This window comes from Rossellomorea aquimaris (genome assembly GCF_020171925.1).
GTDB classification, from domain to species: Bacteria; Bacillota; Bacilli; order Bacillales; family Bacillaceae_B; genus Rossellomorea; species Rossellomorea aquimaris_F.
In genome coordinates, this window is the sequence record NZ_JAIVAR010000004.1 from 52,196 (window position 1) to 78,979 (window position 26,784).

Here is a 26,784-nt window from a genome sequence, read left to right on the forward strand (position 1 = left end):
ATGAAAACGTAAGCGGGTTTACCGCTGCTTTCATAGGAAGGAAAGAGAAAGGATGGTCGCTTGGGTCAGCTTTTTTCTCTATGTCTTATACAGCTTCCACGATATTCATTACCATCTTGGCAGAGTGAAGAGCTGCTTTTTCAAGGTATTGATCGAAAGAAACGTCTGATTCTTTCCCTGCAATATCGGACAGGGAGCGGATGATCACAAATGGCACATCGAATTGGTGGGCTACCTGAGCAATTGCAGCTGCTTCCATTTCAACAGCCTGGAGGCCGGTGAACTTATCCCTGATTGCATCGACGCGTGCAGGATCATTCATGAACGAGTCCCCTGTTGCAATCAAGCCTGATACCACCTGTGCATCACCCAGTTCGCGGACACTGTCCACTGCGATATTCTTCAGCTTTTCATCCGCTGTAAATGCAGCAGGCAATTGTGGAACCTGACCGTATTCATATCCGAAAGCCGTGACATCGACGTCATGATGACGCACTTCAGTGGATATGACGACATCACCTACATTCAATGAAGGATCGAATCCTCCAGCTGACCCGGTATTGATGATGGCATCCGGCTTAAAGTGCTGCAGCAAGACGGCTGTGGACATTGCGGCGTTTACTTTTCCGATTCCGGAACGGAGTAGGATCACTTCTTTCCCTTTCATCGTCCCGCTTGTATATTCACACCCGGCAATCGTTTCGGTTTGTGGGTTTGTAATATTCTCCCTAAGTAAGGATACTTCTTCTTCCATTGCTCCAATGATGGCGATTCTCACGTTAAAACCTCTTTCTATTGTTTAGTCGCCTCCATGATCCAAACAAAGCTGTTCATCTGCCGGAAATGAACGGAAAATCCCTCTGCAGTCAATAACTCCTCAAGGACATCCAAAGTCGTGTAGTATTCCCGTTTTAAATCTTCGGCCAGATTCAGATATCCACTATCTGAAGCTTGATCAATGGCGGCTTGATAATGCTGCTCCGTTTCAAACATCGTATCAGCAAATACTATTTTACCACCTTGAGCAAGCAAGTTTCCATATATGCTAAATGCTTTTCCTTTTTCTTCGTCGGTCAAATGATGAAAAGCATATGTGCTGACAATCGTGTCAACCGTTTCATCCAGTTTAAAATCGAGGAAATCGCCGTCGATGAATGTGATCTTGTCACCAAGCTTCTGCTGTCCAATGATCCTCATTTCCGGTGAAGGTTCAAACGGAATGACGTTCAACCCAGATTCAGCGAGCTTTTCTGTCAGGTTTCCTGTCCCTGGCCCGAACTCGACAACTGTTCCCTTTGAAAGGGCGACGACCCCTTCCAGGATTTCATCATATTTATTAAAAACTTCCTTGTACTCTGCATCTTTCCCAGCGACCGTATCATCATAAGAATCCGCCCAGTCCCCAAACAGATCTAAGAACTCTCTTCCCATCCTAAGCACCCCAGTTTTAAATAAAGTTTATAATTCCTATAAATATACTATGAATTATTTTTAAAACTGTTATTAAATTATCATATAGCCCCTGCAATTTCAACAATTAATATTTGTAATATTCCTTCCCCCAATTTAAAATGAGTAGGCAAAGCCCTATATAAAGGAGGATCTCTATGAATATTTCGTTTGATTTAATAGAGGATAAAGTCGAGTTTTTTGAAGCCGACCGCCTGAGCACCCTCGAGAAAAAGATCGACGAGCAAATCCATCACAATAAAGCCATCATGCTTCAGGTTCATCATGTACAGCACAATGTATCAATTTACGAAGATGGTAGAAGGCTCTATACCGCCGTGGTCCATTTCAAAGCCAAAAAGTAATCAAAAAAGCTCCGGGTGAATCCACCCGGAGCTTTCCATTTCATTAATCTTTATCATTTTCTTTCAGTACTTCAACCTTTGTCGGCTGCCATCCCTGTCCGTCGTTCCATTGCAAATAGACTCTATACGCTTTAGAGCCGCCTTTCTCCGTGACGGTTCCAATGGATTTCTGAGGGCCACCATTTCCTTCGATGTACCACACTGTCATGTTATCTTGCGGGATACCGGTCGCGTATGACAGGGCTTTTTCTTTTTCTTCCCAGTCGGGACTTCCTGGATCATATGAGGACACATGCTCACCAGACTGCTGCGTGCCGACCGGCTGCCAATCAGGGTGAACAATCGTCTTCTCTACGTTCGGTTCAGTCCCTTCTTCTACTTGGACTTTGCTGTCATCCAAAGAAACGGATTCTTTCTCTTCCTGCTCTTCCTCTTGTTTTTCTGTGTCTTCTTCTTCATTTTCTTCTTTATCAGCCTGCTCGGACGAATCCGTTTCTTCCTCATTCATAGAAACGGATTCATCCTCTTTTTTATCGTTCTCTTCTTTTTTGTTATTCCCTGCTGTCTTTTCAGTGCCCTTCTCTTCCGTGTTCTTCACTTCCGTCGATGCCTTTTCAGATTCGTCGGAACCGTTGCCGGTCAAGATTGTAGCACCGACCACAACAATCAATAGAACAACCACGGCATTCAGTATATTAAGGATTTTATTTGCATTATTTTTAGAACGTCGATCTAATCTCGATTTATATTTCGCCATAAGATTCCCTCCTATTATCCTAAACATTTTAACATGATAGAGGAATAAGAATAAAGCGAAACTTACACCGTTTGTTACGTATACAAGAGATTGATTATTTTGGAACAGGAGCTTTTACTCATGGTCCAGTTTATATACGGCATCAACGCTGTCCTTGAAGATCGGGTAAATGCCCCCCTCACCAATGAGCACGTCCATATTGACTGCCACCAGTGCATATTTAGGCTCATCAAAAGGGAAATAACCCGCGAACCATTTATTGTAAAGCTCCTTTCCCCCCTGCTTTTTTCCTGTTTGAGCCGTACCTGTCTTGCCGGCAATCTTGTATAGGGCTGTATCCAAGTATGGAGCAGTACCCTCAGGTGAGTTGACGACACCCCGCAAATACTGCTGCAGCTTCATCGCCGTGAAAGGGGAAATTTTTTCTCCTTCAATCTTTTTTTGTGGAAAAGAAAACATGCTTGTCCCGTTCTGATAGTCAATGGATGTAGCTGCGCGGACCATATACTTTTCACCACCGCGTGCAATTGTCGCCATCATATTCACCAGGCCGAGTGGGGTGACCCTGACTTCCCTCTGCCCTATGCCGGTTTGAGCAATGTAATTCCGGTCTTTCCGTTCATCATCCGAAACAAAGACCCTGCCTTTACTCACTTGCAGCTGTGAAAAATCTTCATAATGGAATACATCGCCCGTCCATGCGATGTCCCCCAACAAACCGAGCTTCGCTGCGTACTCCTCAAGTGTATTCGGTTCTTTTTCAACAAGTTCGGTTGCAAGATCGGCGAATGTCCTGTTACAGCTGGCCGCGATGCTCGACTTGATATTGATCATGCCGTGCGGCTTTTCGGCGGGCTTTCCATAGATATCTTCATCGCAATTGAACAAGCGTGATTCATCGACGATACCTTCTTCCATCGCCGCTGCAGCCACTACGGTCTTGAAGACCGAACCTGGCGCCAGTACTTTCAGCATGTAATTTTCAGCGCCGCCCCCGAATGGATTGCTTTGGTTCATTGACGGCCTCGATACATTTGCGAGTATTGTACTATTCTCAATATCAACGAGCAGCAGGCCGCCTTTTTCAATGTTATATGCATCCGCAACTTCTTCCAAGGCCACCTGCATTTCCTGATCGATGGTCGTCTTAATGTTGAGCGGATAAAATGGATTGGCCGGTGCGAGATATTTCACATCGGCACCGAATAATGGACCGCCGATGGCATCCACATGATAAATCAATTTAGACTGTTCTTCTGAGATCAGCCATTCATCAAAAATTTCCTGCATCCCTGTCACACCAATCTTCTGGTGTACCCCCTTCACTTTATCCGGGTACCGTTCATGGAATACTTCCGTATTTTCACCCGTTATGCCGATCAGCTGGGAAGCAGGGATCTGTTCATTTTTGAATTTCCTTGTCACGGCAAAAACACCCTGGATCTTCAACCCATTGATCTCATTCATCTGTTCTTCAGACAATTGAAACGGAGTCTTGCCCCCGAATACAATCGGTGCCTTGGCAGATTCAAGCTTCGTTTCAATGATCTCCGGGGTGACATGTATGATGCGGGCTACTTCTTCTACCGGCCATTCGATCCTTTTCAGAAATGGAAAAAGAACCAGAACATTTTTTTCATGAAACGTCAGCGGCTTTCCATCACGGTCAAGGAACTGCCCCCTTCCTTCATCAATGACGAGCTGTTGGGTGCGTTGAGCGACACTCTCTTCAATCAGATTAATTTTATGTTTGGAAAACGATTCGGTCTGGAATAATTGCAGCTGCATCAATCTCGCCGACATCAGCATGAGTCCCATTAGCAGCACAATGCTGAGCAGCCGGACCCGTTTACGTATCATCCGTCTTCACCTCGTCTACATTGTTGACGAGATTTGTGGGTTTTAACCTCAGGGTGCTGAGCGGCTTGGTTGTTTGTGGGAAGGGTAGGGGGTTGGTTCGGGTAGGGGTTGGTTTTGGGGCGTGGTTTCATTTTTGGGACGGGGGTTGGTTTTGGGGCGGGGGTTGGTTTTGGGGCGGGGTTTCATTTTGGGACGGGGGTTGGTTTTGGATCGGAGTTTCATTTTGGGGGAGTATTGAAGAGGTTTTTATTTAGAATTATTCTTAATAGCGCATAAATTTGGAAATTGGAGCATAAATCTGATATTCGGAGCATATTTCTTTGATTTGGAGCATAAATCCGGGATTAGGAGCATAAATTTACGATTTGGAGCATAATTCCTTGGAATGGAGCTTACGTCTAGATATTTAGGGCGTATTTCCTCGCAATGGAGCTTAAATCTAGATATTTAGAGCATATTTCCTCGCAATGGAACTTAAAGCTAGATATTTAGGGCGTAATTCCTCGCAATGGAGCTTAAAGCTAGATATTTAGAGCATATTTCCTCGCAATGGAGCTTAAAGCTAGATATTTAGAGCATATTTCCTCGCAATGGAGCATAAATCTAGATATTTGGAGCTTAAATCTAGATATTTGGAGCATAATTCCTCGCAATGGAGCTTAAATCTAGATATTTAGAGCATATTTCCTCGCAATGGAACTTAAAGCTAGATATTTAGGGCGTAATTCCTCGCAATGGAGCTTAAATCTAGATATTTAGAGCATATTTCCTCGCAATGGAGCTTAAATCTAGATATTTAGAGCATATTTCCTCGCAATGGAGCTTAAATCTAGATATTTAGAGCGTATTCCCTCGCAATGGAGCTTAAATCTAGATATTTAGAGCGTTTTTCCTCGCAATGGAGCTTAAATCTAGATATTTAGAGCGTAATTCCTCGAAAAAGTGCTTAAGCCTAGATATCTAGAGTTCACAACTTCTCGGGATAAAGCATAAATCTAGAAATTTGAATCATCTATCCTCTAAAAGGAGCATTAATCCCAGATTTAGAGCATTTTTTCATCAGCAACGGGTACCCTTCTAACCAACATCACACCCAAATCCCGCTTCACTCCTACCCAACTCTCATAAAAATCCCCATTTCATCATTTCCATTAACAGTAATCAAACAAAAAAAGAAAGAAACCCCGAATAGAGTTTCTTCCTCAAAAATCAATCAGCTTACTTCTACAATCTTCACGCTCATTTCGCCGCCTGGAGTCTGAACAGAGACCTTTTCTCCGACTTTGTGGCCAAGCAGGCTCTTTGCGATCGGGGAATCATTGGAGATTTTCCCTTCGAATGGATCTGCTTCTGCACTTCCGACGATTGTGTATGTTTCTTCGTCTCCATCCGGCAGTTCCACAAACGTAACTTTTTTCCCTAATTGTACGGTATCTGAATTCATGTCATTTTCTTGGATGATCTTTGCGTTACGGATCATATTTTCGAGCGTAGAGATGCGGCCTTCCACGAATGCCTGCTCATCTTTCGCTGCATCGTATTCAGAGTTCTCGGATAAATCACCGAAGCTCCTTGCAATCTTGATGCGTTCCACGACCTCTTTACGTTTTACCGTCTTAAGGTTTTCTAATTCTTTCTCTAATTTTTCCTTACCCTCTAATGTCATCGGGTATACTTTTTCTGTACTCATGACCCTCTTCACTCCTTAACTGTCTTAGAGCTTCCCATGCTCCTTATGTAGTCATACTTGATGTTACGCTAATGTAAAGGCAGGGAATGGAGGGAACGACCTTATCCTCCATTCCCCGATTCCAATACATTGATGGGAATTTAACCTATATATGTTTATCTATGTTATCGTATTACAAAAATGACTTTTGTTCAAGAATTGTTTGAATTTTTGTTACCATTAAATCGATTGCCACGTGATTATGCCCACCTTCAGGGATGATCACATCTGCGTAACGCTTTGTTGGTTCAATGAATTGATTGTGCATCGGGCGGACCACGGTGATGTATTGATCGATCACAGAATCGATGGAACGTCCCCTTTCTTTGATATCGCGGAGCATCCTTCTGATGATGCGAAGATCTGCATCGGTATCGACATAGAGCTTGATATCCATTAAGTTGCGCAATCTTTCATCTTCTAATACTAAAATTCCTTCTAAAATGATAACATCCTTCGGCTCTACCAAAATGGTTTCATCGGATCGAGTGTGCATTTTATAATCATAGACCGGTTTTTCTACCGCCTGGTGATTCAATAACCCGTTCAGATGCTCAATGAGAAGATCATTGTCGAATGCCAACGGGTGATCATAATTCGTTTTCAATCGTTCCTCAAATGGAAGGTTCGATTGATCTTTATAATAATAATCTTGTTGCAGCATGAGGATCGAATGTCCTTGGAATTGTTCGTAGATCGCTTTTGTCACGCTTGTTTTTCCTGATCCGGATCCTCCTGCTACACCAATAACAACCGGTTTATGTTTCATAAGTTTTATATGTTCTCCTTTCGCATCATGTTGTCAGGATATACTCTCTGATCAACCTTGAATTTCACGATTTGCAACGGGTGACGCGCAACATCCAGCTCGTTCCCTTTTTCATCCCACATCTTGCCGACTACCTGTGTGAAATTTGAAATTTCCGGTCCGAAGAATTCCACTTCCTGTCCGGATTTAAAATGATTTCTTTGCTGAAGGGTGACCATACCGGACTCTTCATCATAATCAAGCACCAGTCCGACAAATTCAAAATTCGTATTCTTCTTATCATGCACGCCGAACATTTGCTCTTTGAAGCCCGGCACCCCTTCGAAGAATGCAGGCGCAGTTTCACGATTAGCGCATTTTTCAAGCTCATGGAGCCATTCTTCCTTGATGCTGAAATTGTCAGGATCCGCGCAATATGCATCGATGACTTTACGGTAAACACTCACAACGGTGGCAACATAGTGGATCGACTTCATGCGGCCTTCGATTTTCAAGCTGTCGATTCCAAGTTCGATCATTCTCGGAATGGACTCGACAAGCTTCAAATCTTTCGGACTCATGGCGAAAGGAGCATCTCCATCACTGTAAAGGGCCTGTTCATTTCCCTCTTCAAGTTGATATAAGTCATAATCCCAACGGCAGGACTGACAGCAGCCACCCCTGTTGGAATCACGCGCCGTCATATGATTGCTCAATGTACAGCGTCCTGAATATGCGATACACATCGCACCGTGGATGAATGTTTCAATCTCGATATCCACTTTTTCCTTCATCTCACGGATTTCCTCGCCACTCGTTTCACGGGCAAGCACAACGCGATCCAGCCCTTCCTCTTTCCAGAACTCGACCGCTTTCCAGTTCGACAGACTTTGTTGTGTGCTTAAGTGTACCTCGACTTTCGGAGCGACCCGTCTGCACGTCTCGATGATTAAAGGATCGGCCACGATGATCCCGGCAATCCCGGCTTCTTGAAGGCCCATTAAGTATTCTTCGAGCCCGTCCATATTCTCATTATGGGCATAAATGTTTGTGGTTACATAAATCTTCGCCCCGTACTTCTTGGCAAACTCTACGCCCTCTTTCATTTCCGCCAATGTAAAGTTTCCGGCGTTTGAGCGGAGACCATATTCCTGGCCACCGATATAGACAGCATCCGCACCGTAGTGTACGGCAATTTTCAATTTTTCAAGGTTACCGGCAGGAGCCAGTAACTCAGGCTTTTTCACAATCACACGTTTACCGTCTATAACTTTTGCGATAGGGTCTTTTACAACCATGGTCAACGTTACTCCTCCGTTCTATTCATCTATCTTGACTATAATGGGATTGATTTCATATAAGCATCAATAGACCGTTTCTTTAAAGAAAAATCCAGTATCGAGAGGACGATTATCAGGTTGCAGCTGTTTAGCCTCTTCTAACAGCTCATCCTTTTGCTCATCATATTGGTCTTCGTCACTGACGAACAGATCGATGGCTTTACGGTAAAGCTTTGTGATCTCGATCATGTATTGAGTTGATTTCAACACTCCGTCAATTTTGAAAGAATCGACTCCGGCCTCGATCATCTCGCCAAGTTCATCAATGATGCACATGTCGTTCGGGCTCATGATATGTGTTCCATTCTCATCTTCAAAGATCGGATATTTATTATGACGTTCCTTGTCATGCAAGAACATATTCTTCTGCTGCTTGCGGTTTTCGATTTCCATGACTTTTCCTTGGTATTCAAAATAGTTCCCGAGCAAGGAACGTTTCGATTGGAACATACAAGTCATCCCGTGTACCTGTACCTCTATCTCCACTTCCGCATGTTCCTTAATTTCTACAATCGAATCCATGCTCAGTTCCCGGGCAAGGACGGCGCGCTTTGCCCCTTTTCTCCCCCAATAATTGCATGTATACCAATTGGTCGCTGTCGTTTCCGTGTTCCAGTGCAGCTTCATATCCGGTGCTGAGGTCCTTGCAGCCATGAGGACTGCAGGGTCGCCGAACACGATGGCGTCTGCTCCTGCTTCTTTAAGAAAAGAAATGTAATCTTCAAGCTCGGCAATTTTGTCATTATGAAAAATCGCGTTCATGGCGACATATACTTTTTTACCACGTTCATGGGCGGTTTGAATGGCCTTCTTCACATCATCCTTTGGGAATTCACCCGCCAGGCGCAATCCGAATTTCTGCTCTCCGATTATGAAGGCGTCTGCCCCGGCACTTGCCAAAGGCTCGATATCCGAAAGGGATGTCGGAGTCACTAATAGCTCCGGCTTATTCATTTCCTTCACCTCTTCTTCTACTAATGGCAATCCCATCCCCTACAGGCAGGATGGATGTGTCGTAATCTTCATGGTTCATCAGCCACACATTATAATTCTGAAGCTTCTTCACCATGTTCCTGATTCTCTTCTGTTCGATTTCTTCTTCTGCTACCAAACCTTTGAATAAGACATTGTCGGAATACACAACACCATTTTCAGAAAGCATGGTTGAATAGATATCGAAGAATTTTTGGTACTGCCCTTTAGCCGCATCAATGAAAATCGCGTCGAATGGACCATATTCAGCGACCTGATCCTGTAACTCAAGTGCATCGCCAAAAAGAGTGTGGATCTGCTCGCGGTGTTCGGAACGTGAAAGAAACTCTTGTGCCGCCCCATACCGTTCTTCGTCACGCTCGATCGTCGTGATTTCCGTACCTGGCAGGGCTTCCGCCATCCTCAAGGCAGAATATCCAATCGCCGTCCCGATCTCGAGTATGCGGGCTGGCCGTTGGATGGTCAGAATGCCAAGGAGGGTTTCGATTCCCACCAACTCCATGATGGGAACATTATGTTCTGCTGCATACTTCTCCATTTCATCCACCAATGGAGAACGCTTCTTTATGATTGATTCTATATAGTTGATCACCTGTTCGTTCATCATATCATTTCACAATCCTCATCTATAAACTGCTATGATGCGTCACAACATGAAAAGAAGAAAGCTGCCTTGAGCTTTCTACTTCGTTTCAGATATCCATATAGTAAACGCACTTGTTAAAAATAACTTGTATTATTTTATCACAAACCGAAGGAGAAGGCGAATACTTCTTTTCCCTTCTCCTCTGGTTGAAATCACGGTATTTATTCTGATTTGTTCGTGATGTACTTGGCTTTCTTTTCATTATGCTCTTCAAGTGTTTCCGAATAATAAACAGAACCATTTGAAGAAGCAAGGAAGTAATAATAGTCCGTGTCATCAGGTTGAAGGGCTGCCTCGATTGATGAAATTCCTGCATTCGCAATCGGACCAGGCGGGAGTCCTTTGACTTTATACGTATTGTATGGGGAATCCACTTTTAAGTCATCATAGTTCGTACGGGATTTATGTTCCCCAAGTGCATAAAGGACTGTTGGATCGGTTTGAAGGGGCATATCCTCCTCCATACGGTTGTAGAATACGCTTGAGATCTTACCTCTATCGGCTTTTTCGGTTGCTTCTTCTTCAATCAAGGAAGACAGCGTCAGTAACTGATGCGCAGTATATTGCTTATCCTTCATTGATGCCTGATATTGTGCCAGTACTTCATCCGTCTGAGCAATCATTTTCTTCAGGATCTCCTCTAATGAAGGTTCCTTTTCATAGAAGGGATAGGTCGCTGGGTAAAGGTACCCTTCGAGCGGCCTCTTGATCTCTTTATTAAGTATTTCGTCTGTTACCAAATTCGGATATTCCTTTTTTAGTTGCTCGAGCCATTTCTTATCATTCAGCTTCTTTTCTATTTCATCTTTTTTATATGGTGTTTTATCTGCGATGATTTTTGCGATTTGATCAAGTTGAAGTCCTTCAGGCACAGTGATCTTGAATTCAGCCTTTCTCATGACTTTACCTGTCTTCAGACTGTTGACAATTTCATTCAACGTCATGGAAGGTGTCAGATCATATGAGCCTGCCTGGAATCCGGCTTCATTATTGAACTTCACATAATATTTGAACACCGTTGCATTCTTTACAATGCCGTTCTCTTCAAGGATGTTTCCAATGGAAGTGACCCCGGAACCGATCGGGATTTCCACTTTCACCGGTTTCGTATCATCGGGATCAACAGGCTTCAGGGCTGACTTTACATAGAGATATCCTCCCACTGCCGTGCCCCCGATTATGATAATGAGAGATAGCAGGATAAGTCCGACGATCTTCCGTATCACTTTCGCCTCTTCCTGTCTTTCTAACAATTTCTTCATTAGCGTCTCTTTCATATTCTTTCTATCTTCCATCCTTCATTCCCCCCTTCGAGCAAAAAAGCGGGATATCCGTCAAATTGATTTTCGACATCATCCTCCCTATTATACAATATTTTGCACAAAGTGAAACAGGGACCGACAAAAAGGATAGATTTTATCCTTTTGCCGGTCCCTGTTATTCATGATCTTATTCGCCTTCTTCTTCATCAAGGAACGTATTCAGCATTTCCTCGATCATGTCCCATTCTTCCTCGGTCTCGATCGGCTTCAATTCGCCTTCTTCACCTTCGTCACCAGGTACGAATGCAGAAGCGTGGATTTCAATTTCTTCTTCGTCGTTTTCATCTGCCCCTAGTGGATAATAAAGGACATATGATTTGTTAAATTTATCTGATTCAAATGTGAACAAAACCTCACAAAGCTGTTCATTTCCTTGTTCGTCCACTACTGTGATTTGCTTTTCTCCGTGTTCCATTAATCATTCACCTCATTATTTTTGACTGTCCAAATATCCTTGAAGGATCATGACTGCAGCCATCTTATCGATCACTTTTTTTCGTTTCTTCCTGCTGACGTCCGCTTCGAGGAGGACCCTTTCAGCAGCCATCGTACTTAATCGTTCATCCCAATACTTAACCGGTATGGATAATTCAGTTTGAATTAATTCGCCGTAAGCTTTCGAAGCCTCTCCTCGAGGTCCGATCGTATTGTTCATGTTCTTCGGTAGTCCGACAATGATCGTATCGACTTCGTATTCTTCGGCTAATTCCTTTATGCGGTCAATACGGAAATCGCCTTCTTCTTCATTGATCCTGACTGTTTCGATTCCCTGTGCAGTCCAGCCCAGGGCGTCGCTGATCGCAACGCCTACAGTTCTCGAACCAACGTCCAATCCCATTACTCGCATCCATTATCCCTCTTTATGCTGTTTCAAATACGATTTGACTAATTCTTCGATGATTTCATCACGTTCCAAGCGACGGATGATATTCCTGGCGTCTTGATGTCTTGGGATATAGGCAGGATCCCCAGATAATAAGTACCCAACAATTTGATTGATCGGGTTATACCCTTTTTCTTGAAGCGCATCATGAACTTGAAGCAGTACTTCCTTGACATCATGTTCAAATGGCTCGTCAGAAAAATCAAATCGCATCGTTTTGTCAAAAGAACTCATTCTTTGCACCTCTCTTCAGGCTTGTCTTTCAAACAAACGAATTGTTAATCGTTACCTACATTGTACACCACTTTATCGTAGAGTTAAACGGATTTCACCCATTCTTCTACAAATTGCAATGCTTCCTCAAGTTTTTCGGGGTTCTTACCGCCAGCCTGTGCCATATCAGGACGGCCGCCGCCTCCTCCGCCGCAGCGGGATGCTACTTCTTTCACGAGTTTTCCGGCATGATAGCCTTTGTCGACCAAATCCTTGGTGACCCCTGCGATGACGTTCACTTTTCCATCTCCTGCTGTACCGAGGACGATGACAGCGGAACCGAGCTTCTGCTTAAGATCATCCATCATCGTGCGAAGCGCATTGCTGTCGCCTGCTCCGACTTTTGCCGCCAATACATTGACACCATCGACCACTTTCACTCGATCGGTTAGACTTCCTGCTTCTATGTTAGACAACTTCGCCTTTAATGATTCATTTTCCCTTTGTAATTCCTTCATTTCCATTGTCAGGGCATCTACACGAGTGACAATATCTTTAGGATTCGACTTTAATTTATCTGCAGCTTCATTCAATAGCGCGACTTTGCCATTCAAGAGCTTGTATGCATTTTCCCCGGAAACAGCTTCGATACGACGAGTTCCGGCTCCGATTCCGCTCTCGGAAACGATTTTGAACAATCCGATTTCCGAAGTGTTTGATACGTGACAGCCGCCGCAAAGTTCCAGGCTGTAATCCCCGATTGAAACAACACGGACAACGTCGCCGTATTTCTCACCGAATAAAGCCATTGCTCCCATGTCTTTTGCTTCTGACAGTGACTTTACATCTGTATTGACTGAGATCGCTTTCCAAACTTGCTCATTCACGATGCTCTCAATCTTCTCCATTTCTTCATCCGTTACAGAACCGAAGTGCGAGAAATCGAATCGCAGACGGTCAGGCTCAACGAGGGAACCAGCCTGATTGACATGCTCTCCCAACACATCCTTCAACGCTCTATGAAGAAGATGCGTGGCTGTGTGGTTCTTCTCCACTTTCTTCCTAGCGTCGCGCGATACTGTAGCCATGACCTTTTGTCCTTTTTCAAGGGTCCCTTCTTCAACGATGGCTGTGTGAAGGTTTTGACCGTTAGGCGCTTTTTTTACATCGGTGACATACACCCTTACTCCTTCGCCTTCAAGGTATCCCTTATCCCCGATTTGACCTCCGCTTTCTGCGTAGAATGGAGTCTTGTCGAGGATGAACTGGAATTCCTGACCCTTGTCGGCTTTCGGCTGTCGTTCTTTATCAACGAGAACTTCGAGGACCGTCGCAGACGCTTCAAGGTTTTCGTATCCGACAAATTCACTTTCCGTTGTAATATCGCTCAGGATGCCTCCTTGCACCTGCATGCTTCCTACATCCTGACGTGCAGCACGCGCCCTCTCACGCTGACCTTCCATTTCCTTTTCAAAGCCTTCATGGTCGACCGATAGACCTTCTTCTTCTGCGTACTCTTCCGTCAATTCAACCGGGAATCCATACGTATCATAAAGCCTGAACACATCTTCACCAGGGATGATCGTGCTTCCTTCCTTCTTCTCACGCTCGATGATGGAAGAAAGAATCGCCAATCCTTCATTCAATGTTTCATGGAAGCGTTCTTCTTCATTTTTCACCACTTTTTGGATGAATTCCGCTTTTTCCTTCACTTCCGGATAGAAATCAACCATGATTTCAGAGACAACTGGTACCAATTCATACATGAATGGGCGATTGATTTCGATTTGCTTCGCGAAACGGACCGCACGACGCAATAATCGTCTCAGTACATAACCGCGCCCCTCATTCGAAGGGAGTGCACCATCACCGATTGCGAATGAAACAGTCCTGACATGGTCTGCAATCACTTTGAAAGCGACATCGGTTTCTTCATTCTGTCCATAGACCCTTCCAGAAATCCCTTCAACGGCTTTCATGATTGGCATGAACAAATCTGTATCGAAGTTCGTAGGCACTTCCTGAACGACGCAAGCCATCCGTTCAAGTCCCATACCCGTATCGATGTTTTTCTTTGGAAGGGGTGTGTATGTTCCATCAGGGTTATGGTTGAATTGAGAGAACACCAGGTTCCAGACCTCAAGGTAGCGGTCATTTTCTCCGCCTGGATATAATTCAGGATCTTTCGGATCGTTTCCGTACTCTGGACCGCGATCATAGAAGATTTCAGTATTCGGACCACTTGGACCCTCACCGATATCCCAGTAGTTTCCTTCAATTCGGATGATTCGCTCCGCAGGGACGCCTACTTTATTGTTCCAGATTTCAAACGCTTCTTCATCTTCAGGATGGATTGTCACGGATAGTTTCTCGGGATCGAATCCAATCCATTTCTCATCCGTCAGGAATTCCCACGCCCACTCGATGGACTCAACCTTGAAGTAATCACCGATGGAGAAATTCCCAAGCATTTCGAAGAATGTGTGGTGTCTAGCCGTTTTCCCGACATTCTCGATGTCATTCGTACGGATTGATTTCTGTGCATTTACGATTCTCGGATTCTGCGGGATGACGCGGCCGTCAAAGTATTTCTTCAACGTCGCCACACCACTGTTGATCCATAATAATGAAGGATCTTCATGCGGCACAAGGGAGGCACTAGGTTCCACACCATGGCCTTTTTCTTTAAAGAAATCTAAAAACATTTGTCGTATCTGTGCTCCGGTTAGTTTGTTCATGTAACTTCCTCCTTAAAATTATGTATTTGGCTCCACTGAAAAACATCGCTATCGGGAGACGCCAGTGCTAAAAAAGCATACAAAAAAAGCCCTCATCCCCATGACAGGGACGAGAGCTCTACTCGCGGTACCACCCTGGTTGTGAATAAAAAAATCCTATTCACCCCTCAAACACCTTAACGCGGCTAGACGGCAGGGTTCTCCTGCACTCTGGATTAGCATTCGGTCATCCTTCATCTGGAATTTCTTTCAGCCTTGGAAATTCCTCTCTTGCGTACATCTGTACTCAGATGGACTATAACCTACTGGATCCTTCATCATGTTCGCTTATAGCTTATATGTTGGATTATAGAAACATTCAATCCTTTTGTCAATGTTATCAATCAGTTTTTTGCATGAATGAAATGTTTTCTGCCGTGCAGAAAGGCAACCTTCAAGACAGCAAGCACCGGAACGGCCACAATCAACCCGATGATCCCTCCCATTTCCCCTCCGATAATCAATGCACCCATGATGAATAGTGGATGCATATGAAGGCTTTTCCCGACAATCAATGGGGATAGAATGTTCCCTTCAAGAAATTGCAGGACAATCACCAGAATGACGACATAGAGGATCATATTCAGGGACATGGTACTTGCAACAAGAACAGCGGGGATTGCCCCGATGATCGGCCCGAAATAAGGGATCACATTGGTGACCCCCATGATGACCCCAAGGATGAGTGGATACTTGATACCAAGAAACCATAATACCCCTGCAGAAAGAGCGCCGATGATCAAGCAAACCAACAGCTGCCCCCTGATATAACCACCAAGTGATTCATCCACATCCCGGGAGAACCTCAGAGCACTATCCCTCCATTTTCTCGGAGTCAATTCCCAAAAGAACTTTTTCACTTTCTCTATGTCCTTTAATAAATAGAAGGAAACAAAAGGGACAATTGCAATGATCAGCAGACTATTCATGAGCTTTAATAGGATCGCCAGTGCAGCTGCCACAAGACCCGTCAGCCAGGCTTCCATTCCTTCGATCCTTTCATCCAATTGCGATTGGATCCCGTCCGGCCATGTTGACGTTTCACTTTGGATGAACTGGAGCCACTTCTGGTATTGCGCCGTGAAAAGTGGTGCGTTTTCAGAAAGGTCCCTCAATTGGTGGATGATGACCGGGATCCCTTTATAAATGGTGTATCCCAACCCGCCAAAAAACAGGACATAAATAAGGGTGATGGCAATCCCCCTGTGAATCCCTGCCTCATGGATTTTCTCTACTAATGGATGAAGTAAATAGGCGATGAATCCCCCGACTATGAAAGGCAGTAGGGAGAGGACGGTCACCTCCAGGATGGGATGCCAGACAGGCTTGAGCAAAAAGAGTATGTAAAGAAATAATGACACAACCAAAGCGATCGACAGTCTGTAAAGCCATTTGGCATAATTTCGTGTTTCCATCCGACACCCCTCCTTTCCTACTTATTGTTAGAAGTTGGGGGAGGTTTTTATACATGGGTCTTTTTCGGGAGATAGTTCGTTGCATCCATAGGTAAAAACACAACCTTCAGTGCTTAAAAATAAAACTGACTCCCCAGTAGGAGAGTCAGCCAAAGAATTGTGTCTTAAAACATTTTCTTCATTTGTTTACGAAGTCGTTTCATTTGTTTACGATTCATCATGTTGGATCGCTGTGAATAGATCGATGCGGCGATTCCCGCTCCAAATCCAACAATCGATGCAAATGTTCTGTTCAAGAAAGACACCCTCTTTTCTAAATTAATTGGCGGTCTTCCTCATCAAACAAGTCGTCTAAAGAGCTCAACGATCCATCTTCTTCCACTTGATGGGTATGAATGACCCCTTTTGACAAGGAAAGCTCGATAAAGCAACCCCAACAATAATATTGGTTGATGCCGATCTTCCCTATATCTTTGCTCTGACAGTTTGGACATTTCATCGTAAGGTTCACCTCGATTACACCATATAAATTGGTGATTATTCCCTACCATCATGTCCACTCAGGGTCAATCATATACTTATCCGACAAGAAACACGCCTGAATGGTTTACCCATTCTTATTTAGTGTGGGACATTTCTTGCATTTCATGAGGAGATACTTTTTCCATTGAACATTCATTACATACCTGAACATGATCTGTCATTCGCAATCATAACCTCCACAACGCCTCTTCAAAAAAGCTGTTCTCGTAAACATTGTGCTTAAAAAGTGTCAAGAACCAAAGAAAAAACGGACGAAACCATCGCTTCATCCGCTCACTTTTAAAAATATTAACTCTGCTATACCAATTGTTCAGCACTGATTTCGTTCACGTAGTCGATTTCAAAACCAAGGTCCTTAAGCATTTGATGGTCGGCCGTTTCCTCTTGACCGGCTGTTGTCAGATAATCCCCTACAAAGATGGAATTGGCTGCATAAAGTCCAAGAGGTTGAAGGCTCCGTAAATTCACTTCGCGTCCTCCTGAGATCCTGATTTCCTTCGTTGGATTGATGAACCTCATCAAGCACAGGACCTTCAAGCAATACCTTGGATCGAGTTCATTCGTTCCCTCCAAAGGCGTTCCATCGATGGCATGAAGGAAGTTGACCGGTATTGAATCGGCGTCAAGTGCCCTCAGGCTTCTCGCCATGTCCACCACATCCTGAAGACTCTCCTTCATGCCGACGATGATGCCGGAGCATGGTGAAATCCCCTGCTTTTTGGCCACTTCCACCGTATTTACACGATCCTGATATGTATGAGAGGTTGTGATTCGTTCATGGTGGTTTTCAGAAGTGTTGAGGTTGTGATTGTATCGGTCGACCCCGGCTTCTTTAAGTTTCTGTGCCTGTTCTTCCTTCAACAGTCCCAGGCAGGCACACACTTTCATATCGTAGGTTTCTTTGATTTCTTTCACTGCCGAAACGACCTTGTCAACATCGCGGTTTGTCGGTCCCCTCCCGCTTGCAACGATGCAGTATGTCCCCACATTCAAGCGGTGCGCTCTTTCTGCGCCTTTCAAGATCGTGTCTTTATCGACCATCGCATATTTCTCAATAGGAGCCTTTGATACGATGGATTGTGAGCAATATCCGCAATTTTCAGGACAGAGTCCAGACTTCGTATTAATGATCATATTGAGTTTTACTTTATTGCCATAATAATGCTTTCTAATCTGATACGCTCCGTTCAGAAGCAGGAGTAGCTCTTCATCAGGACTTTGTAACATGGATAATGCTTCATCATCACTGATTTCTTTACCATCCAGAACTTCACTGGCCAACGTGGTCCATGTTTTATTCATTCTCTTCCCCCTTTGTTCGTTTTAAGCCGCTCGATTTACATTCCTGAATGTGCTCTTTGATAACACTGATTTCTCGAGACGGTGAGCCATGATCCCTGCGCATACCGCCAATATGATATCTTTAGGTAGCGGCACCATCATCCACGACCAGACCAGGCCATATGTCAAGCCATCCGGAGCTGCGGCCCAAAGCTTATATGCTGCATACATCCAGTTGGTTCCTACCACATAATTCACAACCATCCCGACAAGCGCTGCCACGATATATACGTTAACCCCTTTGTTCCTTTCAACAATCTTTCCGGTTATATAAGCCGTGAAGATAAACGAAACGATAAATCCAAATGTAGGACTGACGATCGAAGAAAGACCTGCACCGAATCTTGCAAAGACTGGCACACCTACAAGTCCTACAAGCGCATAGACAGCCATGGAAATTGCACCGATCCGACTTCCCAATAGTGCACCCGCCAGAATTGCAAAGAATGTCTGGAGCGTAATCGGCACACCTCCGATGACCAAAAACGGCACGAATGAGGTGATGTTCGCTCCCACTGCCATCAACGCTACAAACATCGCTGCAAGTGTCAAATCGATTGTTCTTAACTTTTTGTTCATTTCTCTCATCCCCTAAATCTAAAGTTGTTTTACTATTTAAGAATATCGTTGTCCCTTTCTTTATGTCAACCTAATTTTATTTTAAGTTTACAAAAGAAGAGACACTGCCGTGCATGTAGAAGCGACTAGTAGTCGGGTTGCGCTTCAGGTGCCTCGCCCCTTCATGAAACTACCAAAATAAAAAAAGGTTAACAAAAACCCACTATGGTCTTCGTTAACCTTTTCATTCAACTTCCATGAAGTCATAAGGAGTGACGCCATCCATCCCGATCAACGGATCTTCTTTCATCAATTGATCAGCCATTGACAGTTCTTCTTCTGGAACCTTTTCATCATTCTCACCGATTAAGCCGGAAAGCTTCTCACACAATGTTGTTTTGCGCATGAAATCATCTTCCCGTTCTACTCCGAGCTTGAATGCATCGAATTCACCGCAAAGGATCAGAAATTGCTTACTCCTCGTAATGGCAGTGTATAAGAGATTCCTGCGCAACATACGGAAATAACTTTTCACAACAGGTAAGATGACGATTGGAAATTCACTTCCCTGTGATTTATGGATGCTGCAGCAATAAGCGTGGGTGATTTGAGTAAGATCCTGTCTTGTATAGGTCACTTCAATTCCATCATACGAAACAATGATCATGTCTTGTTTTTCTGTGTTCTCTTTTGCATAGAAAATCGAAACGATTTCCCCGATATCGCCATTGAACACGTTGTTCTCAGGCTGATTCACGAGCTGGAGGACTTTGTCCCCGATCCGGTAATGAACATCACCAAAGGAAATTTCCTTCCTCGTCCCATCGTTGCTGTTGAAAATCTCCTGCATTAGCTTGTTCAGATTATCAATACCCGCCGGACCCCTGTACATCGGCGCGAGGACTTGGATATCCTTCGGCGTATATCCTTTTTTCTTCGCGTTTTCAACCACCTTACGGACTACTTCTGAAATCTGGTTGGTCTTACAAGGGAAGAAAGAACGATCCTTCTGCTGCTTAGTCAGATCTGCAGGTACTTGCCCGCTCTTCATCTGGTGGGCAAGCTCAATGATGGATGAACCTTCCTCCTGACGGTAAATATCCGTGAGTCTCACGGTAGGGATCGCCCTTGAAAGGAGCAGGTCCTTTAGCACCTGTCCAGGTCCAACGGATGGAAGCTGATCTTCGTCTCCGACGAAAATGACCTGAATGTCGTCAGGAAGTGCCTTCAAGAGCTGATGGGCGAGCCACGTATCGACCATCGACACTTCATCTACGATCAACAGTTTTCCTTCGATCGACCTGTCTTCATCGTTTTGAAACCCTTCCTGACCGTTCCATCCAAGCAAACGATGAATGGTCATGGCAGGAAGTCCAGTCGATTCGGTCATTCGTTTTGCCGCACGTCCCGTAGGTGCAGTCAATAACACCGGGAAAGGCTCATCTTTATAGTCTTTTGGATCAAGAGAGCAACCATGAAGGTCCGCAAATAGCTCGACGATCCCATTGATGACCGTTGTCTTTCCCGTTCCGGGCCCACCGGTGAGCAACAGCATGGGGGACATCAAAGCGGTCTCGATGGCTTCACGCTGGGAGGGGGCATATTGAACGCCCAGCCTGTCTTCGAGAGCACCCAATGCGAGCAGGAACTCGGATTGCGGGAACTGATCTTCATATTGTGTTTGAGAAAGGATGCTCTCGATACTTGTCACTATGCCCTTCTCAGAGAAGTACAGGGAAGGGACATACACTTTGGTACCCTCACCGATGACCTTTCCTTCTTCCTCCAAGGAAACCAACTGACTTGAAATATCAGTATAGTCGATGGTTTCAGGCTGACTCTTCTCCAACAGTTCCTTGACTGTGACAATTAATTCTTCCGCTTCAAGATATACGTGTCCCTGCTTAACACATACCTGTTCAAGTGAATAAAGGCATCCCGCCTTGATCCTGTCAGGATGGCTGCCGGTGATCCCGATTTTCGAACCAAGTTCATCTGCTCGTGTGAAGCCTACACCTTCAATATCTTCGACCAGCTTGTACGGATTATTCTGGATGATCTCCAGGGCCTGCTCTTTATAGGCTTGATAGATCTTCATCGAAATTTGGGGCCCGAATCCAAGATCGTTCAATACGATCATCACCCGTTCCAAGCCCTGGTGTTCGGTCAATGTATCATAAATGGTTTTTGCTTTATCGGGTGGGAGCTTAGGGACCTCGTCCAATACAGATGGATTTTCAAGAATCTTTGAGATGGCATTTTCGCCGATATGCTCCACGATTTTCTCGGCTGTTTTCTTTCCGATCCCTTTAAAGAGATCACTGGACAGGTAATGGACGACACCTTGGGTGGTATGTGGGATTTCCTTCTTGAAATGCTTGGCGAGAAATTGCATGCCGAACTTCGGATGCTCTTGGAAGCGTCCGTAAAACACATACGTTTCTTCTTCATGTATGCGTGGGAAATGCCCCGTGATCACTGCTTCCTTTTCATCGTACGCATCATCATTTGTTTCATCGACCCTGATCCTTACAACGGTATATAAGTTATCCTCGTTATGAAAAATCGTCACAAGGTGCCTGCCCTTGATATATCGTTCCTCGTCTCCAAACAGCTTCATGGAATCTTGTTGGCTCAACGTATTTGATCCCCCTGACTATTCACTCTTCATTTTTTCGATCATCTTGATGCCGTAACCCGCCAGCATATGGTCAGGTTGGACCTCTATCGCTTTATTAAAGAACTCAAGTGCTTTGTCGGCATCGTCTTTATAACCTGCATACGCTACCCCGAGGTTATAGTAGGCATCTGCATGTTCAGGATCCTTCTCGATCACCTTTTCGAGGTGCCCGATGGATTCTTCATATGCTTCAGCCTGGGCAAGACTTAATCCCAGTTGGAATCTTGCTTCGGTGTCTTCTTCATTCAATTCCACACTTCTTTGCAGATAAGGCACGGCAAATTTGGGCTGTTCCAAGTTGATCAGACTCACACCCAGCATGAAGAATACATCTGAGTTTTCCATACCTTTTTGTACTGCTTTCTCAAATTGGGTTTTCGAGGACTCGTAGTCACCTTCATTGAAGTATAGATTTCCAAGTGAATAATAGGCGGTTGCTGCATCCTCATCAACCGAAACCGCCCTTTCGAAGAATGACTTCGCCTTGTCGTTGTCTCCGACCGACAGAAGGACATTCCCGAAGTTGATATATCCAACGGGATCTTTCGGATTTTCTTCAATGGCTTCCGTGAATAGTTTGACTGCTTCCTCCAGCTTCCCTTCTTGCAATAACTCGATTCCTTTTAGATTCTTATCCATATTAGCACCTCTATTATGTAGTCATTTTTACGAATTTGTTTTTTTATTTCTATCATATCATAGTTGCACATGTAAAAAGAGCGCAAAGAAGGACTGGGATGAAGGAATCATTCATTCGCTTCGTCTCAGTCCTTATGCTTTCATGCCGTCATCAGCCGACATACGTCAATTGTTTTTCATCTTTATAAATGGTGTCGATCGTTCCGCCTCCGAGGCAGACATCCCCATCATAGAATACAACTGCCTGACCAGGCGTCACGGCACGGATCGGCTCTTCAAAGACCACTTTTGCACGGCCATCTTCAAGAGGGATCACTGTGACCGCATTATCAGCCTGACGATAGCGGAATTTAGCGGTGCATTTGAATTCTGACGGTTTTTCCCCATTGGAAGTCCAGTGGACATCCGTTGCGAGAATGGAATCTGAATACAACGCAGGGTGTTCAAACCCTTGTCCGACGTAAAGGACGTTTCGCTCAAGATCCTTCCCAATGGCGAACCATGGATCACCGGCGCCGCCGATCCCCAGTCCGTGGCGTTGTCCGATTGTATAGTACATGAGGCCATCATGTTTCCCCATGACCTTCCCATCCATGGTTTCCATGTTCCCGGGTTGTGCAGGTAGGTAATTGCCCAGAAATTCCTTGAAATTCCGTTCACCGATGAAGCAAATACCCGTACTGTCTTTTTTAGTGGCCGTTGCTAGGCCGGCTTCCTTGGCGATTTCCCTTACCTTTTTCTTATCGATTCCACCTAGAGGGAACATGACTTTTTCAAGCTGTTCCTGTCCGAGCTGGTTGAGGAAGTAGGTCTGATCTTTATTATTGTCGACGCCGCGGAGCATTTTGTACTCTCCATCGCGGTACTCGACCTGTGCATAGTGACCCGTCGCCAGATAATCGGCTCCGAGCTTCATGGCATGCTCAAGGAAAGCCTTGAATTTGATTTCCTTGTTGCACATCACATCAGGATTCGGCGTTCTTCCTGCTTTATATTCATCCAGGAAATAAGTGAATACTTTATCCCAATATTGTTTTTCAAAATTGACAGCGTAGTAAGGGATCCCGATTTGATTACATACTCGAATGACGTCATTGTAGTCTTCGGTCGCGGTACACACTCCATTTTCATCTGTATCATCCCAGTTTTTCATAAAAATGCCGATGACTTCATACCCTTGCTGCTTCAATAATAAAGCTGCAACCGATGAATCCACTCCTCCGGACATCCCGACGACCACTCTCGTATCTTTAGGTTCCTTTTTCATTTACGCCACCTCCTTCATGCATTCATATTTATGATAGCCATCTCTTCTATTCGGAAACAGCTTTTTAAGCAATTGCCTTTATGAAGTCAATCTCTTGACTACCTTGGAAACTTCATTGGCAGCCCGTACGATTTGATCTTCTGTATTCCCAAGACCGAAGCTGAAGCGAATCGAATTCTTGGTACGCTCCGATCCTTTACCGAACATGGCAACGAGGACATGGGAGGGTTCAATCGATCCCGCTGTGCAGGCAGAACCGCTTGAAACGGCAATTCCGGCCATATCCAAGTTCATCAGCATCGATTCCACATCGGTGCCGGGAAAGCTTAAGTTTAGCACATGGGGCAATCCGTGCTCAAGAGATCCGTTCTCATGGAAACTTACACTATTTTCCACAAGAGTCTCCTTGAACAAACGCTTGAAGCCATTGTACATTTCACTCTTTTCATCGCAGCCTGCGCGCGCAAGTTCCACCGCTTTACCCAATCCTGCAATGGCTGGTACATTCTCAGTACCTGCCCGCCTCTTTCGTTCCTGTTCGCCGCCGAATGTACCAGGCTGCAGATTCACTTCCCTCCGGCAATATAGAAACCCAATTCCTTTTGGACCATTGATTTTATGACCGGAAACGGACAGCATATCGACCCCCAGCTCCTTCACGTCAAGGTCGACCAATCCGAATGCCTGGACAGCATCTGTATGAAAATAGGCATCATGATCTTTCAAAAGCTGTCCGATTTCCCGGATGGGCTGAATGGTCCCGACTTCATTGTTCCCATACATGATGGTGACCAGGATCGTGTCAGGGCGAAGGGCATTCTCCACATCAGTCAAAGAAACTCTCCCTGTTTCATCTACAGGCAGATACGTGACTTCGAACCCCTCCGATTCAAGGTGTCCACATGCATGAAGGACAGCATGATGTTCCAGCGCTGTCGTAATGATGTGATTTCCCCGCGTCCTATTTGCATGCGCTGTACCGATTATGGCTAAATTATCGGCTTCCGTTCCGCCACTTGTAAAGATGATGTCATTGTAATCGGCGTTCAAGCTTCCTGCAATCTTCATCCGTGCCTGGTCAACGAGATGACGTGCAGAACGTCCGAATGAATGGATGCTTGATGGATTGCCGAACACCTCTTTCATGACAGAGGTCATTTCTTCGATCACATCAGCATCCATAGGGGAGGTTGCCGCATGATCCATGTAGATTCTATCCATCTTATAAGTACCTCCTAGATATAAAACATATATGCGTCAGACTCACCGTCGTCTGTATGACTGGCTAAGTCTTCAATCGTCGTGTTATCCAGCACGTCCTTCACCGCATCCCTGATCCTGATCCACAGTTCCCTCTTTGCGGGTTCTTCATCTTCGATTCCTTCCACAGGGCTGATCGGCCCTTCTAGAATCCTTATGATGTCCCCTGCCGTGATCTCGGATGGTTCATGCCCAAGTACGTATCCTCCGTAAGCGCCTCTGATACTCCTCACCAAACCGCCGTTCCTGAGCGGCGCCACAAGCTGTTCAAGGTAGTGTTCGGAAAGCTCATGCTGCTGAGCGATGGTTTTCAGGGAAGTTGGTCCTTCTCCATGTCGCTTCGCCAATTCAATCATGATGGTTAATCCATAACGGCCTTTAGTTGAAATCTTCATTTTCACAGCACCTCTAACATTCTTTATATGTTGAGCAATTGGGGGCGGGTATGATCATCCACTCTGATTTCAATCATCATACAATCCAACCCAACCTGCTCAATATCAAATCTATCTATACCATCCGTTGAAATGAATGGTTTATTTACCCCTGTCATTATAGCATATCCGCCTATGCACTGTGAAAAGGATCGTTCGCTCCCCCTTTGGACGGAATCATTTCCTATTGAACTTTCCCTATGATAAAGTAATAGTACGCGAGAACATCAGTTTGGAGAGATGGATATGTCAATTAAACCACTTGCCTATAAGATGAGGCCCAGAACCATTGACGAAATCATCGGCCAGCAGCATTTGGTCGGTGAAGGAAAAATCATCGATCGCATGGTGAAGGCAAAACAGCTTTCCTCCATGATCTTATATGGCCCTCCCGGTATAGGAAAAACCTCGATCGCGAGTGCCATTGCCGGTAGTACGAAATACCGGTTCAAAACACTGAATGCCGTCACAAATAATAAAAAGGATATACAAATCGTTGCAGAAGAAGCAAAAATGTCAGGGAAGGTCATCCTCCTACTCGATGAGGTCCATCGCCTGGATAAAGGGAAGCAGGACTTTCTCCTTCCTTATTTAGAGAATGGAATGATCACGCTCATCGGGGCGACGACCAGCAACCCTTATCATGCCATAAATCCCGCCATCAGAAGCAGGTGTCAGATCTTCGAATTGAAGCCTCTTACCACTGAAGAAATGAAAACGGCTCTAAATAGGGCAATCGAAGACAAGGATCGGGGGTTGGGGGATTATTCCCTGGATATATCTGATCGCGCAGTGGAACATTTCGCAAGCAGCAGTTTCGGGGATGTCAGAAGCTCCTTGAACGCGCTTGAATTGGCTGTATTGTCGACATCACCCGATGAAGAAGGAACGATCCACATCGATGTGGGCATCGCGGAGGAGTGTCTACAGAAGAAAAGCTTCTCTCATGATAAGGATGGCGATGCCCATTATGATGTGTTAAGTGCTTTTCAAAAATCGATACGGGGCAGCGATGTCAACGCTGCGCTTCATTATTTAGGCAGACTTGTCGAAGCGGGTGATTTACCCAGCATTTCTCGCCGGTTGCTCGTCATCGCCTATGAGGACATCGGCCTTGCCAATCCCGGGGCGGGATCAAGGACTCTCGCTGCCGTTGAAACGGCTGAGAAGATCGGGTTCCCTGAAGCACGGATCCCGCTCGCCAATGCCATCATCGAACTGTGCCTTTCCCCAAAGTCAAATTCTGCCATCTCAGCAATCGACAGCGCATTGGCTGACATACGTAAAGGGAAGAGCGGAGAAGTTCCCGACCACTTAAAAGATGCCCACTATAAGGGAGCAAGCGAGTTGGGAAGAGGGGTAGAATACAAATTCCCGCATGATTATGAGTCAGGATGGGTCGCACAAACGTATCTGCCTGACCGATTGAAGAATGCCCGCTACTATAACCCGAAATCAACGGGTAAATTTGAACAGGCCATGGCAGGGATATACGAAAAGATCAATAAGCAAATGAAATGATATCGTGATAGGGTCCGAATTTTTCGGGCCTTTTTTAATTGGTG

The 26,784-nt window shown here is 45.0% G+C and carries 26 protein-coding genes; 2 read left to right on the forward strand and 24 right to left on the reverse strand.

The window, feature by feature from the left end:
• Positions 1-85 precede the first annotated feature (85 nt).
• The gene (mtnN, locus tag LCM10_RS14640; protein WP_224877043.1) at positions 86-778 is read right to left on the reverse strand and encodes a 5'-methylthioadenosine/S-adenosylhomocysteine nucleosidase; all 693 of its coding nucleotides are present in this window, start codon (positions 776-778) and stop codon (positions 86-88) included.
• A gap of 14 nt (positions 779-792) precedes the next feature.
• Positions 793-1,431, reverse strand: a complete 639-nt coding sequence (locus LCM10_RS14645; protein WP_224877044.1) for a class I SAM-dependent DNA methyltransferase — start codon at positions 1,429-1,431, stop codon at positions 793-795.
• A 176-nt stretch (positions 1,432-1,607) separates the two neighbouring features.
• Between LCM10_RS14645 and LCM10_RS14650 the strand changes: the two genes are divergently transcribed.
• Positions 1,608-1,814 (forward strand): DUF2536 family protein, encoded by a 207-nt coding sequence (locus LCM10_RS14650; RefSeq protein WP_224877045.1) that lies wholly within the window; start codon positions 1,608-1,610, stop codon positions 1,812-1,814.
• 43 nt (positions 1,815-1,857) lie between these two features.
• On the opposite strand, the gene LCM10_RS14655 is transcribed toward LCM10_RS14650, so the two are convergent.
• The 22 genes from LCM10_RS14655 to cymR all read right to left on the reverse strand — a co-directional run bounded on the left by LCM10_RS14655 (position 1,858) and on the right by cymR (position 25,180).
• Entirely contained in the window at positions 1,858-2,571 is a 714-nt protein-coding gene (locus LCM10_RS14655; protein WP_224877046.1) for a YrrS family protein, read from the reverse strand.
• 114 nt (positions 2,572-2,685) lie between these two features.
• A complete protein-coding gene (locus tag LCM10_RS14660) occupies positions 2,686-4,431 on the reverse strand; it encodes a peptidoglycan D,D-transpeptidase FtsI family protein (protein ID WP_224877047.1) in 1,746 nt (581 codons plus the stop codon).
• A gap of 1,213 nt (positions 4,432-5,644) precedes the next feature.
• Positions 5,645-6,121, reverse strand: coding sequence for a transcription elongation factor GreA (gene greA, locus LCM10_RS14665; RefSeq protein WP_224877048.1), 477 nt, complete (start codon positions 6,119-6,121; stop codon positions 5,645-5,647).
• A gap of 172 nt (positions 6,122-6,293) precedes the next feature.
• A complete protein-coding gene (udk, locus tag LCM10_RS14670; RefSeq protein WP_224877049.1) occupies positions 6,294-6,929 on the reverse strand; it encodes a uridine kinase in 636 nt (211 codons plus the stop codon).
• Between the two features lie 5 nt (positions 6,930-6,934).
• The gene (locus tag LCM10_RS14675) at positions 6,935-8,206 is read right to left on the reverse strand and encodes a peptidase U32 family protein (RefSeq protein WP_224877205.1); all 1,272 of its coding nucleotides are present in this window, start codon (positions 8,204-8,206) and stop codon (positions 6,935-6,937) included.
• 66 nt (positions 8,207-8,272) lie between these two features.
• The gene (locus LCM10_RS14680; protein WP_224877206.1) at positions 8,273-9,202 is read right to left on the reverse strand and encodes a peptidase U32 family protein; all 930 of its coding nucleotides are present in this window, start codon (positions 9,200-9,202) and stop codon (positions 8,273-8,275) included.
• Positions 9,195-9,848 carry an O-methyltransferase gene (locus tag LCM10_RS14685; protein WP_224877050.1) on the reverse strand — a complete coding sequence of 218 codons (654 nt, stop codon included), beginning with the start codon at positions 9,846-9,848 and terminating at the stop codon, positions 9,195-9,197. Before LCM10_RS14685 ends, LCM10_RS14680 begins: the two co-directional genes overlap by 8 nt.
• Positions 9,849-10,048: 200 nt before the next feature.
• On the reverse strand, positions 10,049-11,182 hold the full coding sequence (gene mltG / locus LCM10_RS14690) for an endolytic transglycosylase MltG (protein ID WP_224877051.1): 1,134 nt from the start codon (positions 11,180-11,182) through the stop codon (positions 10,049-10,051).
• Between the two features lie 154 nt (positions 11,183-11,336).
• The gene (locus tag LCM10_RS14695; RefSeq protein WP_032087548.1) at positions 11,337-11,624 is read right to left on the reverse strand and encodes a DUF1292 domain-containing protein; all 288 of its coding nucleotides are present in this window, start codon (positions 11,622-11,624) and stop codon (positions 11,337-11,339) included.
• Positions 11,625-11,639: 15 nt separating this feature from the next.
• Positions 11,640-12,056, reverse strand: a complete 417-nt coding sequence (gene ruvX, locus LCM10_RS14700; protein WP_224877052.1) for a Holliday junction resolvase RuvX — start codon at positions 12,054-12,056, stop codon at positions 11,640-11,642.
• 3 nt (positions 12,057-12,059) lie between these two features.
• Positions 12,060-12,326, reverse strand: coding sequence for an IreB family regulatory phosphoprotein (locus tag LCM10_RS14705; RefSeq protein WP_071619018.1), 267 nt, complete (start codon positions 12,324-12,326; stop codon positions 12,060-12,062).
• 83 nt (positions 12,327-12,409) lie between these two features.
• Positions 12,410-15,043 carry an alanine--tRNA ligase gene (gene alaS, locus LCM10_RS14710; RefSeq protein WP_224877053.1) on the reverse strand — a complete coding sequence of 878 codons (2,634 nt, stop codon included), beginning with the start codon at positions 15,041-15,043 and terminating at the stop codon, positions 12,410-12,412.
• Between the two features lie 383 nt (positions 15,044-15,426).
• A complete protein-coding gene (locus LCM10_RS14715; RefSeq protein ID WP_224877054.1) occupies positions 15,427-16,497 on the reverse strand; it encodes an AI-2E family transporter in 1,071 nt (356 codons plus the stop codon).
• 164 nt (positions 16,498-16,661) lie between these two features.
• Positions 16,662-16,793, reverse strand: coding sequence for a YrzQ family protein (locus tag LCM10_RS14720; protein WP_263621522.1), 132 nt, complete (start codon positions 16,791-16,793; stop codon positions 16,662-16,664).
• 17 nt (positions 16,794-16,810) lie between these two features.
• The gene (locus tag LCM10_RS14725) at positions 16,811-16,996 is read right to left on the reverse strand and encodes a hypothetical protein (protein WP_071619022.1); all 186 of its coding nucleotides are present in this window, start codon (positions 16,994-16,996) and stop codon (positions 16,811-16,813) included.
• A 341-nt stretch (positions 16,997-17,337) separates the two neighbouring features.
• A complete protein-coding gene (gene bioB, locus LCM10_RS14730) occupies positions 17,338-18,342 on the reverse strand; it encodes a biotin synthase BioB (RefSeq protein ID WP_224877056.1) in 1,005 nt (334 codons plus the stop codon).
• Between the two features lie 21 nt (positions 18,343-18,363).
• A complete protein-coding gene (locus LCM10_RS14735; protein ID WP_224877057.1) occupies positions 18,364-18,960 on the reverse strand; it encodes a biotin transporter BioY in 597 nt (198 codons plus the stop codon).
• 223 nt (positions 18,961-19,183) lie between these two features.
• Entirely contained in the window at positions 19,184-21,577 is a 2,394-nt protein-coding gene (locus LCM10_RS14740; protein ID WP_224877058.1) for an ATP-dependent RecD-like DNA helicase, read from the reverse strand.
• Positions 21,578-21,595: 18 nt separating this feature from the next.
• Positions 21,596-22,258: a tetratricopeptide repeat protein gene (locus LCM10_RS14745; RefSeq protein ID WP_224877059.1), complete on the reverse strand. Its 663-nt coding sequence runs from the start codon at positions 22,256-22,258 to the stop codon at positions 21,596-21,598.
• Between the two features lie 151 nt (positions 22,259-22,409).
• Positions 22,410-23,525, reverse strand: a complete 1,116-nt coding sequence (gene mnmA, locus LCM10_RS14750) for a tRNA 2-thiouridine(34) synthase MnmA (protein WP_224877060.1) — start codon at positions 23,523-23,525, stop codon at positions 22,410-22,412.
• Positions 23,526-23,603: 78 nt separating this feature from the next.
• A complete protein-coding gene (locus LCM10_RS14755; protein WP_224877061.1) occupies positions 23,604-24,746 on the reverse strand; it encodes a cysteine desulfurase family protein in 1,143 nt (380 codons plus the stop codon).
• A 14-nt stretch (positions 24,747-24,760) separates the two neighbouring features.
• A complete protein-coding gene (gene cymR / locus LCM10_RS14760; RefSeq protein ID WP_224877062.1) occupies positions 24,761-25,180 on the reverse strand; it encodes a cysteine metabolism transcriptional regulator CymR in 420 nt (139 codons plus the stop codon).
• Positions 25,181-25,465: 285 nt separating this feature from the next.
• On the opposite strand from cymR, the gene LCM10_RS14765 reads away from it, so the two are divergent.
• Positions 25,466-26,740: a replication-associated recombination protein A gene (locus LCM10_RS14765; RefSeq protein WP_224877063.1), complete on the forward strand. Its 1,275-nt coding sequence runs from the start codon at positions 25,466-25,468 to the stop codon at positions 26,738-26,740.
• Positions 26,741-26,784 lie beyond the last annotated feature (44 nt).